The 18,711-nt window shown below is 59.6% G+C and carries 11 protein-coding genes and 1 pseudogene; 2 read left to right on the forward strand and 10 right to left on the reverse strand.

The features are described from left to right. Window positions 1–33: 33 nt before the first annotated feature. The 8 genes from ACN0WW_RS07705 to ACN0WW_RS07740 all read right to left on the reverse strand — a co-directional run bounded on the left by ACN0WW_RS07705 (window position 34) and on the right by ACN0WW_RS07740 (window position 14,299). Window positions 34–2,301, reverse strand: coding sequence for a TonB-dependent receptor (locus ACN0WW_RS07705; RefSeq protein WP_417611079.1), 2,268 nt, complete (start codon window positions 2,299–2,301; stop codon window positions 34–36). A gap of 174 nt (window positions 2,302–2,475) precedes the next feature. Then, window positions 2,476–4,050, reverse strand: a complete 1,575-nt coding sequence (locus ACN0WW_RS07710) for a long-chain-fatty-acid--CoA ligase (RefSeq protein ID WP_417611080.1) — start codon at window positions 4,048–4,050, stop codon at window positions 2,476–2,478. A gap of 2 nt (window positions 4,051–4,052) precedes the next feature. After that, entirely contained in the window at window positions 4,053–4,784 is a 732-nt protein-coding gene (locus tag ACN0WW_RS07715; protein ID WP_417611082.1) for a hypothetical protein, read from the reverse strand. 3 nt (window positions 4,785–4,787) lie between these two features. Next, a complete protein-coding gene (locus ACN0WW_RS07720; protein WP_417611084.1) occupies window positions 4,788–7,052 on the reverse strand; it encodes a hydantoinase B/oxoprolinase family protein in 2,265 nt (754 codons plus the stop codon). Further along, complete coding sequence (locus tag ACN0WW_RS07725; protein ID WP_417611086.1) at window positions 7,049–9,202, reverse strand: hydantoinase/oxoprolinase family protein; 2,154 nt, start codon at window positions 9,200–9,202, stop codon at window positions 7,049–7,051. The genes ACN0WW_RS07720 and ACN0WW_RS07725 overlap by 4 nt, the downstream gene beginning before the upstream one ends. Continuing rightward, a complete protein-coding gene (locus ACN0WW_RS07730; RefSeq protein WP_417611088.1) occupies window positions 9,202–9,612 on the reverse strand; it encodes an acetone carboxylase subunit gamma in 411 nt (136 codons plus the stop codon). The genes ACN0WW_RS07725 and ACN0WW_RS07730 overlap by 1 nt, the downstream gene beginning before the upstream one ends. 2 nt (window positions 9,613–9,614) lie before the next feature. Continuing rightward, complete coding sequence (locus ACN0WW_RS07735; RefSeq protein WP_417611089.1) at window positions 9,615–11,489, reverse strand: hydantoinase/oxoprolinase family protein; 1,875 nt, start codon at window positions 11,487–11,489, stop codon at window positions 9,615–9,617. 113 nt (window positions 11,490–11,602) lie between these two features. Beyond that, window positions 11,603–14,299: a LuxR C-terminal-related transcriptional regulator gene (locus ACN0WW_RS07740; RefSeq protein ID WP_417611091.1), complete on the reverse strand. Its 2,697-nt coding sequence runs from the start codon at window positions 14,297–14,299 to the stop codon at window positions 11,603–11,605. 128 nt (window positions 14,300–14,427) lie between these two features. Here ACN0WW_RS07740 and ACN0WW_RS07745 point away from each other — a divergent pair, with 128 nt between their 5' ends. Together ACN0WW_RS07745 and ACN0WW_RS07750 are read left to right on the forward strand one after the other, a co-directional pair. Continuing rightward, window positions 14,428–15,621: a lipid-transfer protein gene (locus ACN0WW_RS07745; RefSeq protein WP_417611093.1), complete on the forward strand. Its 1,194-nt coding sequence runs from the start codon at window positions 14,428–14,430 to the stop codon at window positions 15,619–15,621. 29 nt (window positions 15,622–15,650) lie between these two features. Then, window positions 15,651–16,658 carry an NADP-dependent oxidoreductase gene (locus ACN0WW_RS07750; RefSeq protein WP_417611095.1) on the forward strand — a complete coding sequence of 336 codons (1,008 nt, stop codon included), beginning with the start codon at window positions 15,651–15,653 and terminating at the stop codon, window positions 16,656–16,658. Between the two features lie 100 nt (window positions 16,659–16,758). Here ACN0WW_RS07750 and ACN0WW_RS07755 read toward each other — a convergent pair whose 3' ends face one another. Beyond that, window positions 16,759–17,256: a 2OG-Fe(II) oxygenase gene (locus ACN0WW_RS07755; RefSeq protein WP_417611097.1), complete on the reverse strand. Its 498-nt coding sequence runs from the start codon at window positions 17,254–17,256 to the stop codon at window positions 16,759–16,761. Between the two features lie 135 nt (window positions 17,257–17,391). Continuing rightward, window positions 17,392–18,711 (reverse strand): annotated as a pseudogene (locus ACN0WW_RS07760) (hypothetical protein); the annotation flags it as partial.

Here is an 18,711-nt window from a genome sequence, read left to right on the forward strand (position 1 = left end):
AACTATTTGCCGCAGGTCGAGGGACTCCGTTATCTAGAACCGGTATCCAACCGAAAATCCGTAGGTTCTCGGCGTGTTATACCAGACATTCTGATATCCGAAGAGACCCACTTCCACCACGTCGATGATATTTACTTCGTTGGTGAGATTTTTGGCCCAAAGCGCAACTTCGGTGGCTTCATCCCTGCTCGTCCAGGCAAGCCGGGCGTCGAGATTGACCGTGGAGCCTTCACTGCTGAGTTCGACCAGTTCACGCTCGTCGTAATAGCGATTGCCCGTATAGGTGAAATCACCTCTGAGGACGAAATCGCCGATTTCCGTCGGAATGGTATAGCGACCATAGAGATTGAATTGCGAATTCGGGGCGCCGATCAAGCGGTTGCCGCTCAGATCCTCGGTGACACCTGCATTGGAACGGATGAAATTCTTATATTCACTATCGAGAAGTCCGAGACTGCCGCCCACTTCAAAATTGTCCGTCACCAGCGCCTGCAATTCAAATTCCAGGCCCATGATGCTGGCGTCCGAAGCATTTTCGATGAACTGGAGACCGCCCGCTGTGAAGGTGAAAACCTGCAGGTCGCTATAGTCATAGAGGAAGCTCGTCACGTTAAACTGGACCCGCTTGTCAAACAGCGATGTCCGCAGGCCCGCCTCATAGCTGATCACAATTTCAGGATCATAGATCTTGAGCGCGCCGACCGGATCGTTGAATGCACCGGTATTGAAGCCGCCGCTGGTGAAGCCACGGTTGATGCTAACAAAGCCCATGATATCATCGCTGAAATCGAAGCTGAGGGCTGCCCTGCCCGACCATTCGGTCCAGCTTTCCTGCAAATTGATGTCAAACAGCGGTCCGGGCAGCAGGTTGGTGCCATTGCGATCCGTGCCAAAGCTGCTGTGGTCGAGATCGCGTTTCTCATAGTTTATGCGACCGCCGAGGGTAAGGTTCAACCGGTCCGTGATCTCCAGTTCGGCTTGCGCAAAGGCCGCATAGGTATCGGTCGACTGGACATAAAATTGATCAAAGGCTTCAATCCCTCCCAAGGCAAAGCTGGCGTCAGTAAGATTGTAGAAATTATCAACCTCGCCGCGCTCGTGGAACAGGAAGCCACCAATGACCCAGCTAAAGGCATCGCCGGATGGCGAGGACAGGCGCAACTCCTGAGAGATGGACTCGAAGTCGGATGGCCCCCAGTTGATGGTGAAGATAGTGCTCGGCGCTCCATTGCCTTCCTGCAACACGCTCCGCTGCGATGTTTCATAGCCGGTGACCGAGGTCAGCGTATAGCCGCTGCCAAAGGTGAAATCACCAACCAGCGAGACGCCGAAAAGATCGATATTCGCGAAGGTCGGGCCTTCATAGGTGTTTACATAGGGATCCGGATTGGGATCTCGATAGCCAAATATATCGACACCCTGGCCGTCAACGATTGCATCGCCAGGAAGCTTTACGGTATTGCCGAGCGCAAGCTGCGCGGGGTCAAAAATACCGCGGTGAACACTGTTGTTATGCGTGGTGTCGGAACCGCCGCCATGGACATTCAGCCGAATATCGACGTCAGAACTCGGCTGCCAGCGGAGGATGGCCCGGGCTGCCCACTGGTCAATATTGTTGACCTTTTCGCCTGTTCCGAGATCTGTCACATAGCCGTCGCGCCGCTGATAGGTACCTGCGACGCGCATCGACACCGTATCGCCCATCGGAAGCGTGACCGCGCCCTCGGTTTCAAACGCGTCGTAGTTCCCGTAGCCCGCGCGGACATAGCCTTCGAGATAATCCTCGGGCAGCTTGGAATAGACGGAAATCGCGCCACCGGTGGCGTTCTTGCCATAAAGCGTCCCCTGCGGACCGCGCAGCACTTCAATCCGCTCCAGATCATACATCTGGAACAACTGGCCGGACGGTGCCGACAGATAGACCTGGTCAAGATAGATCGCGACCTTGCTCTCGGCCGTCTGGTTGAAATTGTTATTGCCAATCCCGCGCATGAAGACTTTCGGGCTGGACGTTCCCCAGAGCGCACTGATGTTCAGATTGGGGACCGCTGAGGAAAGATCCTCGACGTCATTGAAACCGCTTTCGGTAATCCGCTGCGAATCAAGAGCAGAAATTGCCAGGGGCACATCCTGGAGCGATTCCTCGCGGCGCTGGGCCGTTACGATGATCGGACGGAGGCCACCGGTTTCCGCCTCCTGCCCAGCATCTTTTGCTGGAGCGTCTTCGACCTGGGCATGTGCTGCCACAGGCATGAACGCCAAAGTAGTGCCGACCAGAAGTGCTGCGCGAATAGTGCTCATTGCAAATAATCCTCCCTAATAATCCGGCCCCTAGAAGGGCTCTGTTGCACCATGTGGCGGTGCTGCATTTATTCATTGAAACAGTAGCGGGAGGAATAACCCACCCCGATGGGTAGGCATTTGCAATCCATCAGCTTGTGCGCCGGATAGGCTGCCGCACCATTTCATCAGCCATTATCCGACAGACCGTTCGCTTTCGCCCCAATAGGGTTTGCGCAATTCCTGTTTCAGCACTTTGCCGCTCGCATTGCGCGGCAGCTCCGTCACACAACTGATTTGGCGCGGCACCTTGTAGCCGCCCAATTTTGTCCGGCAAAAAGCAATGACCTCGTCGGTCGAAAGCGCTTCGCCCGTGTCGGTCACGATAATGGCGAGCAGGGCTTCGCCGAATTTCTCATCCGGCACGCCAATCACTGCGGCATCGACGATCCGGGGATGATCGAACAGCGCGTTTTCGACCTCGCGCGGATAGATATTCTCGCCGCCGCTGACGACCATGTCCTTGATCCGATCCCGGATATAGAGATAGCCCTCCGCGTCGATCTCGCCCGCATCGCCTGTGTGCGCCCAGCCGTCCTTGAGAAAATCCGCCGTCGCTTTTTCCAGCGCCCAATAGCCGGGAACGATCTGCGGCCCGCGCGCCAGGATCTGGCCGATCTGGCCCGCTGGACAGGGGCGGTCCTCGTCATCGGCAATGCGCATCCGAGTGCCCGGCAAGGGGCGGCCGGCGGCGAGCAGCAAATGGGTTTCTCCGGCCAGTGCCCGGCGGTGTTCCTCCGCCCCCAACAGGGTCAGGATCGCGGTGGTCTCGGTCAGGCCATAGGCCTGATAAACATCGCATCCGAAACAGGAGACGGCACGGCGCAACACATCTTCGGCGATGGGGGACGCGCCATACATCAGCATTTTTAGAGCCGACCAGTCGCGCTCTGTCACGTCCGGCACACTGGTGAGGCATGCCTGGATCATGGCGGGAACGAGGAAGGTAAAAGCGACGCGCTCCCGGTCCAGCGTCTCCACTACATCAACCGGATCGAAATCGGTTTTCAGAATGATCGACATACCGCGTGCTGTGCAGAAAGCCGCGATCCAGACAGCAGCGGCATGATAGAGCGGCGTGACGACCAGCGCCGTATCCCCGGCATTGGGGAGCCGGGAGATCATGTTCGTCGTCTGAGCAATATTGGCCGCATAATTGGCATGACTGACGATCACGCCCTTGGGCAGGCCCGTGGTCCCGCTCGTATACATCTGGTAGAAAATATCGTCCGACTGGACATCGCAGGACACGGGCGACGCATCCTGTTCGGCCAGCCAGTCATGATAGCCAAGCGCGCCATCCAACCCGCCATCGAAAGAGATGAACCGCTCGACCGTCGCAAGCTCGGCCACGACTTCGCCCATCGCCGCATCATAGCCCGGCCCGACAAAGACCAGCCGGGCCTCGGCATTGTTCAAAATGAACGTCCATTCGGCGGGCGCGAGCCGATAGTTGAGCGGGACGGGCACCGCGCCGGTCCGCGATGCGGCCAGATACATCAGCCACATATCAGCAGAGTTGCGGGACAAATAGCCAAACCGGTCGCCCTTCTTGAGGTTCAAGCCGATCAACCCATTGGCGATGCGGTTCACCTCTTGCGCCGCCTCGGCAAAGTTCAGCGCCCGCGTTCCATCGTCGACGCACATCTGGTTCGGACGGCTGGCGACGTGGAAGTCAAACATGTCGTGGAAAAGAAGGCCGGATTGCATTGTCACACCTCCGTCTCGCGCAGAGCAGCAAGGCGCTCGAGCACATATTCTGGCGGCATATCGGGCGCGATCTGGAGGCGAATATGGTCGGCGGACACATCTGGTGCGGCATCGCCGGCAAAAGCCTCGCTACCGACGGTCTGACACCCGCCCTTGCCGAGCGGCGACAGTGTTTCCGCCGCCGGGAAGCAATAGGCCGCGCTCTCATGATCCGGCTGCCCGAGCAGCACGATCGCGCAGCCCGTATGTTCGGCAATCCGGAACAGCGAGCCTGATTCTTCGAGACCCGCTTCATCGGGTTCGTCCATGCCCACGATGCCGGACTGGACTGCCGCAACCGCCCGGAGAATGTCACCCAGTGCCATCGATGCGATGTCGAGTGCGTCCGCATCATCACCGCCAATCGCGGCTGGCCCCGGCAGGACGGGAATGATTTTGGCAGCACCAGAAGCCACCGCCAACGCGGTCATCGCCCGCTTGATCGTATCGGGCAATTCGCCCTCGCTGACCGCTTCATCCAGAGCCTCTGCCCGCGCTTCCCCGTCATCGCCCGCCTCGCCGAGATAGGTCTCCAGCAAGGGTGCAAGCGGCAAGAGCAAATAATCGGCCCCCAACAGCGTGATCGCCTCGTCGCAGAATATCCCGATCGAGTCTGGCTGCGACCATGGATTCACGCCGCCGCGCAACAGGGCAACGGCATAATCATAAGCATCCAGCCACAGCGTGCGCACCATCGATCAGCCCTGACGCGCTTCGGCGAGTTGACGCTCAAGCTTCGCGATCTTCACCTCAAGCGGGTTCGGCATCACCACCGGCGGGTTGACCTGTCCTGCGGGATAATAGCGATCCGGCGATCCCGCATAGACCATCGCCGGGTCTTCCCATGAGCCATAGTAAGGCAGGTTCGCAGGTGGCGCGTCGGTGACGAATTCGTCGCAATACTCTTCGAAGGACACGCTCTCGTCGAGCCGCTCCTTGCGCGCCTCATCCCGCGCCGACTGTGTCGCCTCTTCATCGACAATCCGCGTTTCGGGATCAAAGACCACGCGATAGATGCGCCAAGCTACATCCTCAGAAACAAGATCTTCCTGGAAATCGCGCATGACCTCTTCCGGGTCACGTTCCAGCGGATCGCCAAAGCCGCCGCCGGTGCCCTGCGCGATCATGTAGAGCTCGCCGCGTTCGGCCAGCGAATAGGGCATGAACATCGGGTGCGTGCTATATTCGCCTTCCGGGAAAGGCCGCTCGTTCATCAGTTCCTCGATCGAATAGCGGAACTGGGACGGATCGCTCTGCATCGCGTCAAAGACATCGACATTGGAAATGCGGCAGAGCGGATAGGTCGGACAACCATAGCCGCCGAACAGCCCCGGCACGTTGGGGAATTTCGCGCCGATTGCGGTCAACATGAAACCCCAGACCGGGCTGTCGCGCAGCGCCAGGATCATCTGATAGCCCATGCCACCGCGCTGGCGGCCAAAGCCCTGATTATCCTTCATCAGTTTCTTGGAGACGAGCTGCACGAACGGCATCTCCTCTTCCATGAATTCCTGCTCGCCCAGATCGGCCATGGTCGCGAAGATCGGCGCGCAGCTATGCTGGCCATCCCGATCCGCGAGCGCACCGCCGCCCATGCCGTTGATATCGGCGCAGACATTGCCGACCATCTCGCCATGCTGGGTCACGCCGCCGAACAGGAAGGTGTTGATCATGTTGAACCAGGGCGCGATCACCCGGGTATATTTGTCGGGCACCGAATAGAGATATTTCATCACCGCGACCTGTGCGACGCTCCAGGAGGTGAAGACCGACATCATGCTTTGTGCATTGGGCGTGCCGAAATCCGGCTTGATGATCGAGCGCTCGTCAAAGATGAACTCGATCGGCGCGAGCACCCCCTGGTTGCGAGGGAGATCGGGCCAGACATAGGTGAGGAAAAGCTGCGCCAGCATCCCTTTCAGCGTAATATCGAGCGAGTTGTTCGAACGGTTGGTGAATTCCGGTGACGAGCCGCGATAGTCGAAGATCAGCCGGTCGCCCTTTTTGGTCAGCGCCAGGTTGATCTTGATCATCGCATTTTCGCGCAATGTGCCGTCGGTCCACCAGCTGTGGCGGACCGTGCCATCCGGCCATTCCTTCAGCCGCTTGCGCACCTCGACATCGGTGTCCTCAAGGTTCGAGCGCAGACAGGCGACGACCGCTTCCAGCCCGAATTCGCTGATCGCCTCATGCATCCGCTGTTCAAGCCGGCGACAGGTGAACATCTTCACCTTCATATCGGCATATTGCAGCTTGGGCTCGCGAACGGAGTTTTGGAGGAATGTCACGATATCACGGCGCAGCGTGTAATTCTCGGCGACGCGGAAGGGCGACATTTTCAGCCCCTCATCCCAGACCTGTTCGGCCATGGACGGCATGCCGCCGGGCTCGATCGCGCCATTCTCGCCCTCGTGGACGGTCGCGCCGACCCAGGCGACGAGCTTGCCTTCCCAGAAGACGGGCATCATCATCGACTGGTCGGTATTATGCGCCTGTCCATAGCGCGCGTCATTGACCAGAAAGGCGTCGCCCTCACGCACGCCGACGGTCGGTTCGTTCGTCCAATATTTGTTGATGAACTTGATCGGATATTGGACGAGGTTGCAGAAGATCACGACGCCGCCGGTGCTGGCAAGGCTGAGATCGCCGCTGGCGGTAAAGATGGCCGAAACGCAGTCGCCCCATTTGGCCCCCGGCGCCGCGCCCATGCTTTCCAGCATGTCGAAGCTCTCATTGGCCCCGGCAAGCAGGCGTTCGCGGACGATTTCCAGCCGCGCCGGATCGTTTTCGGCGGCCAGGCTTTCCTCCTCCAGTGGCGTGCGATCTTCGACACCGTGATTGTTCATGATCACGGGATCGGGCGCGAGAAACAGGCTCGTGTCGCGCAAGAACTCGCTGACGCCTTCATCCTCCCCGGCTTCAGGTGTTTCGCCGCTCTGGGCGTCGTTTTGGTCGAGGGTCATTCTGCTTCTCCAACTATGTCCTGACGCTCCAGCCAGCCTGCGCCATATTCGCCGACCGACAGCCGCCAGCCGGGCTCCACGAGGAAGGTCGTTGATTCCGAGATCACGACCGATGGCCCTTCGACCACATGGCCGGGCTCGAGCGACTCAAGTCGATAAAATCCGGTCTCGGTCGGTTCATCCCGGCCGATAAAGTGGCAGATCTTGCGCTCCGCCGGTTCGGGTGCCGGACGCAGCGTTTCGGGATCCGGCAACACTTTTGAGAACGCCAACTTCGGTGCCCGGACAAAGCTGGCCACGCGCACGGTATTGATGCGGATGCCGGCTTCCGGCGCCTGGCTGCCTTCACCAAAGCGTTTGCCATAATCGCGACCGAACAGCGCAATCAGCTCCAGCAATTCGCTGCTGCGCGTAATCCGGTTCTGGCCGACAACAACGGCGGTCTGGGCGAGCTGATTGCCGTAGCGCATATCGAGCTCCAGCCGGTGCTCGATCTCGTCCTCGCCATAGCCCTGCCGCTTGAGATCGAGACGGCCGCGCTCTTCCAGCTGTTCGACAATGGCGTTGAAGCCATCGAAATCGGACATCAGCTCGCGCGTCACGCTGTCATAGATTTGCTGATAGACCGAGCGTTCATGGATATGGAGCTGGTCCATATTGCCCGCGCCGACCGCCGAGAAAATCGCACTGAACGGCGGGACGAGAACCTTTTTGATCCCGATCGCATCGGCTATCCCGCAGGCGTGGAGAGCGCCGTTTCCGCCATAGGCGAGCAGGGTGAAATTGGCCGGCTCATAGCCTCTGGCGCGCAATTCCTGCGCAATGCCATTGGCCATGTCGTTATCGACCTTCTGCTTCACAAGCTTCGCCGCCGCCACCGCATCAATATCGAGCGGCTTGCCGATATTGCGCTTGAACATGTTGGTCGCGCGCTTTTCGCTCAGCGCGATCTGCCCACCCGCATAATTATCGGGCTCAAGATAGCCGAGCACCAGATCGGCATCGGTCACCGTCACATCGCGGCCGCCCTTGTCATAGCAAGCCGGACCCGGATCGGAGCCAGCACTTTCAGGGCCGACCGCAACTGTTCGGCGCAGGCGATCATAGCGCGCAACAGAACCGCCGCCCGCGCCCAATGTCACAAGGTGGACCATCGGGATATTGACCATCCAGCGGTCAATGACGGGATTGAAGTCGTAGAATTTCACCCCGCCTTCAACGACCAAACCGATATCGAAAGACGTGCCGCCCATATCGCTGCACACGACATTGCCCAGATCGGTCTCAGCCGCGAGATGCTCGGAAGCACCGATCCCGGCGACCGGACCCGAGTGCAATGTCTGTAGCGCATCGGTGGAATTGAGCTGCGCCATGCCGCCCGAATTATGGACAACCTGCATCGGCCGTTCATGGCCATTGTCCCGCAGGTTCAGTTCCAGCGTCGAAAGGCCAAGATACATCGCTTTATGCAGAAACGCGTCGACGATGGCGGACGATGTCCGCGCATATTCGCCCTTCCGACCTGCCACGAGATGGGCGAGGATGATTGGCGCGGAACCAAGCATATGCTCGGGATATTCGCTGCGGATCAGTTCCTCGACGCGCAGTTCGTGGGCTGAATTGACGACAGAATTCACAAGGCTGACAACAAAGGCCTGCGCCCCGCGATCGACCAGCTTGCGTACCTGGGCACGGACATCTTCTTCGTCCAGCGCCATGATGACCTCGCCCTTTTCCGACAGGCGTTCCCGGACCCCTGCGATCAACGGAATGGGCACAATTGGCTCAGGGCGCTGCGCCATCGGCAGATCCTTGCGGAAGCGGTCGGGCAAGCCCTCGCCATAGCCGCGCCCACGGCTGAGCGGGACGCTGCTCTCAAAGCCCGCGGTGGTGATGACCCCGATGGTCGGCCCGCGGCGCTCGATCAGCGCATTGGTGCCAAGCGTGGTGGCGTAGCGGACGCTGTCTACCTCGCCCATCACCTGTTCCAGCGTGAGGTCGAGTTGCTCGATCGCCTGTCCCAGCGCGGCGTTAAAGCCGAGCGCCAGATTCTGATGCGTGGTGAGCGCCTTGGCGGACACGTAGTCATCGCCCCAGACGAGGAAACAATCGGTGAAGGTACCGCCGATATCGACCGAAACCCGCTCCATTATTCGCCCCCCTTGCGATGATGATGCTGTGGCGGGACAAAGGCCGGGCCAATGGCCGGTTCACTCAGCGCTTCGCGGTCCGCCCATTGCGCTTTCAACGCGTCTATATCGAGTTCGATGTCATGGGCGGGCGGATGGCCGGGTGGCAGATACTCCGCCTCCATCTGACGCGCGCAGTGCGGGCAATAATATTCAACGATACGCGTCCATTCAGGATCAGGCGCGAAGGTGAATTCATAGCGATCCTTGTCAATGATCGGCGCATGAATATCCTGCGGGTTGCGCGGACGGACCCGCAGGAAGGATTTGTAATTTTCCCGCGCAGAACCGAGCTCGGCCTCGCAGCCCCGGCACTGCCAAGTCTCTTTTTCAAGATCGATAACCAGCGCGTCTGTGATAAAAACATGCATATTCAAGCTCCCTTGCGCTCAATGAGCAGGTCGTGATTGCCGGTGATGGTGAAATGCCAGCCGGAGCGGATCCAGGCGGTGAAAAACTGCTCTTCGACCAGGCAGGGGCCGGCCGCGGTCGCGCCGGGTTCAAGCTCTTCCAATCGATAGAGCGGCATCCCGCCCATCGCATCGCGGGTGTTTGCGCTGGTTGCGTCATGGCTGTTATCGCCAGAGACAGCGCCAAGGCCGATAGAAGGCATGTCGCAGACCACATTCATTTCGACAAATCCGGCTGCATCGGCGGGAACGTCGGCCAGCGGCAGCGTTTTTGCGTCATCGCCCTCACCGACCACCGCCTGCCATTCGATCTGACAATCTTGCAGCGCAAAGCCTTCGCTTTCCATCGCGCGGCCCGCCCGCTCTTCCAGCAGTCGTTTCGCTTGACCCACCGCATCGGAACTGAACGCCGAAACGGCCTGGTTATGGACGTGCCGGATCGGGCTGAATCCGATCCCGAATGCGCTGAACACAGCGGCGAAACGCGGCACAAGAACGCGATCGATGCCGGCTTTCTCGGCGATTCCGCAAGCACTCATCGGCCCGGCACCGCCAAAGGCCAGCATGGCATCCAGCGCCTGCTCACCCGCCAGGCCGGTGATGGCACTCGCTACCTTGGCCTCATAGGCATCATTCGCGGCGACAATCGCGGCATCCAGATCTATGTCGAGCGGCTCGGCGATATGGGTGCGCACCGCGTTTTTCGCGCGTTCCACATCAAGCGTGAGCTTGCCGCCAAAGAAGCTGTGAGGATCGAGAATACCGGCGAGCAACATGATATCGGTCAGCGTCGCATTGGTGCCACCGCGACCGAAACAGGCCGGACCCGGCAATGCCCCCATGCTCTCAGGCCCGACCTGAATCGCGCCGTCCACAACGCGAAGGATGGAGCCGCCCCCTGCGGCTACGCTTGGTACATCGGCGAGCGGAAAGGCAATGGGTGCGCCTTCGACATCGCCGAAACGATGTTCGGCGACCTCGCCATCCTCAAACAGGGCGAGGTCTGTCGTTGTGCCGCCAATATCGATCGAGGTGAACCGGTCAAAGCCATAGTGTCCGGCCAGAATCGCCGCCCCGACCGCCCCACCGCGCGGGCCGGATGAATAGGTGTGCAGCGCGATGGTCCGCGACACTCGGGTCGACCCGCCATCGTTACGGAAAACCAGTAGAGGATTGCGCGTCCGATGCTGGCGCAACCGATCCTCAGCATGGTGCAAAAACTGTTCCATCGAAGGATGGAGGAAGGCGTTGATCAGGCCTGACCAGATACGCCGGTCCGACGAAGCTCCGGGTGCCAGGTCGGTCGAGAAGAGCAAGGGCACGGCACCGAGCAGATGGCGCGGGAACGCGGTGTAAAGCGCGCGGCGCAACGCGCCTTCGTCTTGCGCGGCGCTCGCACCGTCGAGGCACAGGACCAGGCGGCTCGCACCCTTCGCGATCAACGTGCGGACAGCCTGGATCACCTCGGCATCCGTTGCGCCGCCCAGTGTCGCGACGCGGTCCCCGACCAATGCCTCAAACAGGTCCGGGGCCGAAGTCCGGGCTGCATCAATCTGCGCATCGCTGGACACCAGCAAGCCGAGGCGCGGCCCCTTGCGCTGAACAATCGCGTTGGTACCCTGTGTCGTGGAATAGCGCAGATGATCGATCGACGCGATCAGACGCGTCAAATCCTCGTTCTGGCCAAGCTGCTCGCCCAGCGCCTGAAGACCGTTCATCAGGCATTCGGTGAGGTCGTGGGGCGTCGTCACGGTTTTGGCGTGAACCACCTTTTCCCCATCAAAAGCACAGATATCGGTTAAAGTACCGCCATTGTCGATATTGACCAACAGACCCATGCACTCATCCTCCCTTGCGGCTCCGGTGAGTCATCCCACCCTTTTCTGCCGTTCGAGAGAATCCCTAGGACAACGCTACTACCCCCCACCCCACCCGAGTGGGTAGGTTTGGCTTATTCAATCAATTTGAAATGCCGTGCTGCCTGAACCGCCTGCATGCGATTGCCGACATCGAGCTTGGCGAAAACGTTCCGCAGATGAAACTTGACGGTATTCTGGGATACCGCCAGCCGATCAGCCAGGTCCTTGTTGGAATGCCCCTTGGCCAGGAAATGTAGGATATCGATCTCGCGCGGGGTCAGATTTTCGTGCGGCCGCGCCGGGACCATAGTCTCCTCTTCGTCTGGATCGGACGGAGCGCCATCTTCACTGCCTCCGCCCTCTGCGGCTTTGACGAGCAGTTTTACATAGCGCGCAACATCATCCACGGCCCAATCGGGGTCATGGGTAAAATTGTCGCTCGCCAGATGGTTGAGCATACGGATGGCCGCAGGACCCTCGTCGAGGAAAATCCGGTACATTCGGGCTGGTGCGGCGAGCGCAACGGCCTCCATCATCACCCGCCTGGCATGGCCCAGCTGTCCGTCCATCTCCAGGCTGATCGCCAGCAATGTCTTGAGACGAATCAACCGGCGGACTCTGTGCTTGACCGTGGCTGTGCGAATTTCCGACTGGATCATCGCCCGGGCTTCGGCATGCTCTCCCTTGTGGACGAGCAGACGTATATAGGTGATCCGCTGCACCTCAAGCTCACCGCTGGAATAAATCAGCTGGCCCTCGGTCGGCAGCCGCGCTTCTTGACCCAGCGCTCCAAAGCGGCGTTCGGCGGTGCTGATGTCGCCCAGCAAAACGGCTTCGCGAACCAGTTCTGCCCGGCCGCAATCGACAAGACGGCTCAAGCCATATTTGTGCCCCGAATCAATCAGATACTCATAAAGTTCATGGGCATATTCCGGCTTTCCTTTCAGTCTGGCTATCCGGGCCAGCGTCACCACGCCTGAACAGAGCGGATCGACAATGCACTGCTGCTGGATCAGGGGAAGATAGTCGGTAATCACCCGTTCGGCTTCGTCTATTTCGTTGCGCTCGTATAAAGCTTCGCCCAGTGGCGCGGCGACGACGCCACCGGCCATGATACCGCCCGGCCCTTCGACATCCAGCTCCCGCAAGGCGCGGCGCAGGTCATCAATCGCTTCACCCAGAAGTCCTTGCGAAATTTTCAAACTTGCATGGATGGCGTTTGCGTAGGAGCGGCCGAAATAATTGCGCGCTTTTTCATGGAGCGGGCGGGCGCGCAGGAGCAGTTCGTGCGCTTCCGGAAACGCGCTCTGCGCGCCGAGCCAAAACGCATAAGCGTTAAAGGCCACCGCCTTGGAAAAAGACTGGTCCTCGCCCAGCCACTTTTCGGCATCCCGGGCGCGCTCGCCCATCTCGACGACCCGGTCCTCAGCCGCAAGCACGAAACACCGGCGGACCTCGAGCTCCGCCGCAACCACCGGATCCGCATCGGAGCCGGCAAGCGCCGCCTCGCAGTGATTGAGCAGCCGGTGGGCCTTGGCGAACTGGCGGCGGAAACCATAGGCGATCACCGCTGCGTCGAGCAGCTTCGTGCTTCCCATCAGCACGTCCTGGTCGAGCTGCTCAAACAGCGAAACCAGCAGACCCAGCCGCTCTTCCCGGACAAGCTGCTCGGCCACTTGCTCCAGACAGGCAGCAGCGCTTTCCTGCTGCCCTGCCGCAAGATAATGGCTGATCGCAACCTCGCGCATATCTTTCGCCGCGAACCAGTCCGCTATCCGGACATGGCGCTTCGTCAACGCATCGGAGCTGTTTTCCTGTTGCACCTGGGTTCGCAGAAAATCGCCGAAAAGCGGGTGAAAGCGGAACCAGTACCGGTCTCCGTCCACCGGATCGAGGAACAGCCCGCCCTCTGACAAACGATTAAGCAGGGCGCGGCCTTTCGTACCGCCCAACTTGTGGTTGACCAATTCCGCACAGAGCCGATCGGCCAGGCAGATACCGAGCAACGCCTTGCGCGTTTCGGCATTTTGCAAAAGATAGACTTCCTGAGCAAGGTAATCGACAACCTCTTGCGTCATGCCACTTCTCAGCGCCTTTGCCGCGCCCTGTTTCTGTGAGGCGAGCGAAAGATTGATGAACTGGAGCGCTGCCGGCCAGCCATCTATCCGGCTGTGCAGTTCGCGCACTTCCTCGAGTCCCAATCGGCAGCGCTCCGACAGGAACTGATAGGATTCACCCAGATCGAAGCGCAAATCGATGCTCCCCAGCACAATGGCCCGGCCAGATAGTTTGAGCCGCGCACTCGAGAGATCGGGCATTGTCCGCGTCGCAACCGCGATCCGTTTTCCCGGCGGCAATTGCTCGATAATCTTGCCAAGCAACGCGTCGGCCTGGCCATGGGCGAACTGATCATACTCGTCCAGCAGCAGCAAAGCAGGACCATTGATGGCGGAAATCAATGTCGGAATATCGCGAGTGGTCCGCCGCAGCTTGCCACCCGTATCTTCGATCAGGCGTTCGCAGGTCCTGATAAACATCTGCACGAAGCGAGACAGGTCGCCGTCCTGCGAAACCGGCGTAATCCAGCCGACCGCGCCGCCGGATTCCACTTCGGTTGCCGCCAATTGGCGCAACAGCGACGATTTTCCATAGCCGGCCGGTGCCTGCGCGAGGATCAGTTGCGCGCTGCTCGACTGGATACGATCAAGAAGGCTCTCACGCCGCAGATCCACCGGCCCACTCTCCATTTCCGGCCATTTTTGGCCGATTTTCTTTTCGTTCCTACCCATATTAGCGGTCAGCCCGATCTGTGCCCCACCCTTTTGGGTGGTGTGATGGCTTAGGTCCGGTCACAGGCAAGGGTCAAGGTCGCCATAAAGTCCGGCCATAGTTTAAAGACCAAGTTTGACAGGAGAGCATGATGTCCCGGTCCGTGATCATTGCCGGCGTAGCGATGACCCCCTTTGCCACGCCGGGCAAAGCCCGTGACTATCGCGCGATGGCGACCGATGCGGTCGCAGACGCGCTAGCGGACGCAACCATCGCTTATCCGCTGATCGAGCAGGCCTATGTTGGCTATGTCTATGGCGACAGCACCTCCGGTCAGGCCGCGCTCTATCCGAGCGGGTTGAGCGGTATCCCGATCATCAACGTCAACAATAATTGCGCGACCGGTTCGACGGCCCTTTGGCTGGCCCGTCAGGCGATTGCCAACGGCGCTGCGGACTGCGTCATTGCGCTGGGCTTCGAACAGATGAAGCGCGGCGCTTTGGTCAGCATATATGATGACCGGCCAGACCCGCTGGACGATTTTCTCGATACATGCGAAGCGCGGCTGGGCCCTTCCGATAGCCCGATGGCGCTGCGTCTGTTCGGCGGTGCTGCTCTGGAATATCAGGAGCGATATGGCGCGGAAGACCGCACTTTTGCGCTGATCGCCGAAAAGGCGCGCCGCCATGCAGCAAATAATCCTCTCGCGGTATTTCGGGAGGTGCTGTCTGCCGATGAGATCCTGGAATCGCCTCTTATGTATGGTCCTCTCACCCGTCTGCAATGTTGCCCGCCAACCTGCGGCGCGGCAGCCGCAATCCTCTGCAGCGAGTCTTTCGCCGCCCGTCACGGCATTAGCACCGACATCGTTATTGCCGGGCAGGCAATGACCACGGACCGGCCGGATTCATTCGACGGCGAGAATCTAGCCGCAACCGTTGGTGCAACCATGTCCCGCAACGCCGCAAACCAGGTATATGAAGCAGCCGGAATCGGTCCAGATGATCTCGATGTGGTCGAATTGCACGACTGCTTCACGGCCAACGAACTACTCAGCTATGAATCTCTGGGATTGACCGAAACGGGCACCGCGGAACGGTTCATCCGCGACGGCAACAATAGCTATGGCGGGAAAGTCGTTACCAATCCTTCCGGAGGACTATTATCGAAGGGCCACCCGCTCGGCGCTACTGGCCTCGCACAATGTTTCGAGCTAACCACGCAATTGCGCGGCGACGCCGGTGCACGGCAGGTCGAGGATGCGCGGCTGGCGCTGCAGCACAATATCGGACTCGGCGGCGCCTGCGTCGTCACATTATACGAAAATAGAGCCGGGCGTTGAACCCGGGCGACAGGATCAGGAGAGCAGAGATGAGCGGAATGACGGCACGGCGCTGGTATTTCAACGAACGCCCCGAAGAGATGATCGAAGACAACACGCTTGTCCTGCGCGAAGAGCCGGTGCCTGACCTGAAAGAAGGCGAAATCCTCTTCCGCACCCTCTATCTCTCGCTCGATGCGACCAATCGCGTCTGGCTTAGCGACTGGGACATTTATATGGAGCCGGTCCGCATTGGCGAACCGATGCGCGGCTTTGTCTTCGGAGAGATCGTCGAGAGCAAAAACAGCGCATTTCCGGTCGGCGCGCACGCCGCAGGGCTGCACAGCTGGTCGGACTATATCGTCACGGATGGAGCGGGATTTTCTGTATTTCCCTCACTTGACGGCATCGACCTCGCTGAAGCCTTTGCCATCCTCAGCGTCGCGGGACCCACAGCCTATGTCGGCCTCCACGATATCGGAAATCTCAAAAGCGGTGACACGGTCGTTGTCAGCGGTGCGGCCGGCGCAGTCGGTACGATGGTTGGCCAGATTGCAAAGAATGAAGGATGCACGGTCATCGGCATTGCTGGAAGCGACGAGAAATGTGCGATGCTGACCGACGATCTCGGCTTTGACGGCGCAATCAATTACAAAAACGAGAATGTCACCGAACGGCTGGGCGCGCTCTGCCCTGACGGCATCGACCTGTGCTTTGAAAATGTTGGCGGCGACATCTTGGACGCATCGCTGACCCATATGAAGGATTTCGGCCATGTCGTCATCTGCGGGCTGATTTCATCCTATAACAGCAACGAACCGATCCCCGGCCCATATATGTTTCGCAACCTGATCATGCGCCGGCTCACCGTTCGCGGCTTCGTGATCCTCGATCATGAAGACCGTTTTCCGGATGCCATGGCCGCGCTTGCGGGATGGCTTGCTGAAGGCAAGCTGACCATGCCGCTGCATATTGTCGATGGGCTGGAGTCGGCTCCCAAAGCACTAAATCTGCTTTACACCGGCGGCAATACCGGCAAGCTATTGGTCAGGATCTAGCCACCACGACTTGCGATTAAATGCCAAGTCGAGAGCGACGGACTCATTCCAGCAACGGTGGAAAATGGTCCATAATCTTCCATCGGCGACATTCAGAACGTCATCGCCATTTTGGCCCTTCGAACCAGGCAACCAGTGATTTCCTGACGCCTTTTGTGACCGGTGTTACGCGATGTGTCACATAGCTGGGGAATACCAGAACGGCTCCTTTCTGGCGGATATTGGACGGGTTTTCGCACTCGCTAAATTCAAAATCGCCGCCTTCATATTCGTCCGAATCGCTGAGTTGTACGACGATGCTTATTTTTCGGTCAAAGGCCTGGTCTGTTCTGTAGATAACGTCCCTGTGCCATCCGTAACCGCCTTTGTTTTCGCCGTGATATTCGGTAAACTGCAAGGCAGCGACATTGCAGACATCAACTCCGAAGGCGGCACGATTGGCTTCCATCACATACCAGTATAATTGATCCCGGAGCCAATATTGCTCGCTCAGCCAGCAGATTTTGCTTCGGCGATGGTTATTCAGCAGAGCGCCTCCGTTGAGAGCAATTCCGTCTTGGCGGCCATTTTCGGCGGCGACCTTTTCAATATGTTCCATGGACGCACTCGGAAAACCGCCCGGCCACATTTGCCACAATTGCCTCATTGCCATACTCTTTTACGCACCTGTCATGATCGATAAGCGATGCTCCGGGAGACAGACATCCTCGTCCGTATCCCGGAGCTATTCTGCCTATTTCGCGAAGCGGAAGCGGATTGCACCGGTCGTTTTGCTTCCGCCATGGCCGACGGTCAGGCCGATGCTCCAGTTCTCACTGGCGCGTATCGCAATGGCACCGCCAAAGCCGATCTTCTCGCCATAAAGACTGAAGCCGCCGCTCAGGGCAAAATCCTCGTCCTTGCCAAGGGTTACATTTGGCAAAGCGACAACGGCTGCCAGCCCCCCATTCAGCTCCTCGATCGCTTTGGTATTGGCCGCCAGCACCGCCCCCATTTGATCCAGCTTGACGCTGAGCGATTCCACGCGCTGTCGATTATCCAATATCTCGATCGCACTTTGCGTGATTGCCGACCGGTTGATCTGAATGTCCGCACTGTTCTGCGTGATCAGCTGGGTGTTGAGATTGATACCATCCACAATCGTCGGGCCACTGACCGTCGCTGCCAACGGGCGCGCCACATTATTGGTCGAGGTGAAGGTCACCCCGTTGGTTCGTGGCGGACCGACCAGCAAGTTTGAATTGATCGCAGAGTTGGCATTATTCATTGCAGCAGCGGTGTTCGAGCCTTGCAGAACCTGAATGTCATCCACATTGCCGACCCGATCGCTGATGGATCCCACGCTGCCCTGAACATTGGCGATGGCCTGCGCATTAGCCGCGATCGCCGAGGTGATGCTCTCCATCTGCGCCGGTGAAAGACCGCTGGGGCCAGCGGGACCTTGCGGACCGGCAGGGCCTCTTTCACCGTCAGCACCATCCTTGCCGTCGGCGCCGGCGGGTCCCTGCGGACCAACCGCACCATCGGCCCCGTCCTTGCCGTCCTTGCCATCTGCTCCATCGCCGCCGTCTCGACCATCCGTCCCGTCTTCACCGTCCGAACCGTCTTTGCCGGCAGGACCCTCTGCGCCATCTGCACCTGCAGGACCAGCGGGGCCCGTGGCACCATCGGCACCGTCTGCACCCTTCGCGCCCGTTGCTCCGACTGGACCGGCGGGGCCTACAGCACCATCGGCACCCGCAGGGCCGACAGGACCAGCGGGACCGGTTGCGCCATCGGCACCATCAGCACCCTTGGCGCCTGTCGCACCGACAGGGCCGGCTGGACCTACAGCACCATCGGCACCCGCAGGGCCGACAGGACCAGCGGGACCGGTTGCGCCATCGGCACCGTCAGCACCCTTTGCACCCGTCGCTCCGACTGGACCGGCGGGGCCTACAGCACCATCGGCACCCGCAGGGCCGACAGGACCAGCAGGACCGGTTGCGCCATCGGCACCATCAGCACCCTTGGCGCCTGTCGCACCGACAGGGCCGGCTGGACCTACAGCACC

The organism is Parasphingorhabdus sp. (genome assembly GCF_048269865.1).
Lineage (GTDB): Bacteria > Pseudomonadota > Alphaproteobacteria > Sphingomonadales > Sphingomonadaceae > Parasphingorhabdus.

Bases quoted from the DNA above. Each gene is read 5' to 3' on its own strand.
- ACN0WW_RS07705 (WP_417611079.1), bottom strand. From the start codon at position 2,301: ATGAGCACTATTCGCGCAGCACTTCTGGTCGGCACTACTTTGGCGTTC.
- ACN0WW_RS07710 (WP_417611080.1), bottom strand. From the start codon at position 4,050: ATGCAATCCGGCCTTCTTTTCCACGACATGTTTGACTTCCACGTCGCC.
- ACN0WW_RS07715 (WP_417611082.1), bottom strand. From the start codon at position 4,784: ATGGTGCGCACGCTGTGGCTGGATGCTTATGATTATGCCGTTGCCCTG.
- ACN0WW_RS07720 (WP_417611084.1), bottom strand. From the start codon at position 7,052: ATGACCCTCGACCAAAACGACGCCCAGAGCGGCGAAACACCTGAAGCC.
- ACN0WW_RS07725 (WP_417611086.1), bottom strand. From the start codon at position 9,202: ATGGAGCGGGTTTCGGTCGATATCGGCGGTACCTTCACCGATTGTTTC.
- ACN0WW_RS07730 (WP_417611088.1), bottom strand. From the start codon at position 9,612: ATGCATGTTTTTATCACAGACGCGCTGGTTATCGATCTTGAAAAAGAG.
- ACN0WW_RS07735 (WP_417611089.1), bottom strand. From the start codon at position 11,489: ATGGGTCTGTTGGTCAATATCGACAATGGCGGTACTTTAACCGATATC.
- ACN0WW_RS07740 (WP_417611091.1), bottom strand. From the start codon at position 14,299: ATGGGTAGGAACGAAAAGAAAATCGGCCAAAAATGGCCGGAAATGGAG.
- ACN0WW_RS07745 (WP_417611093.1), top strand. From the start codon at position 14,428: ATGATGTCCCGGTCCGTGATCATTGCCGGCGTAGCGATGACCCCCTTT.
- ACN0WW_RS07750 (WP_417611095.1), top strand. From the start codon at position 15,651: ATGAGCGGAATGACGGCACGGCGCTGGTATTTCAACGAACGCCCCGAA.
- ACN0WW_RS07755 (WP_417611097.1), bottom strand. From the start codon at position 17,256: ATGGAACATATTGAAAAGGTCGCCGCCGAAAATGGCCGCCAAGACGGA.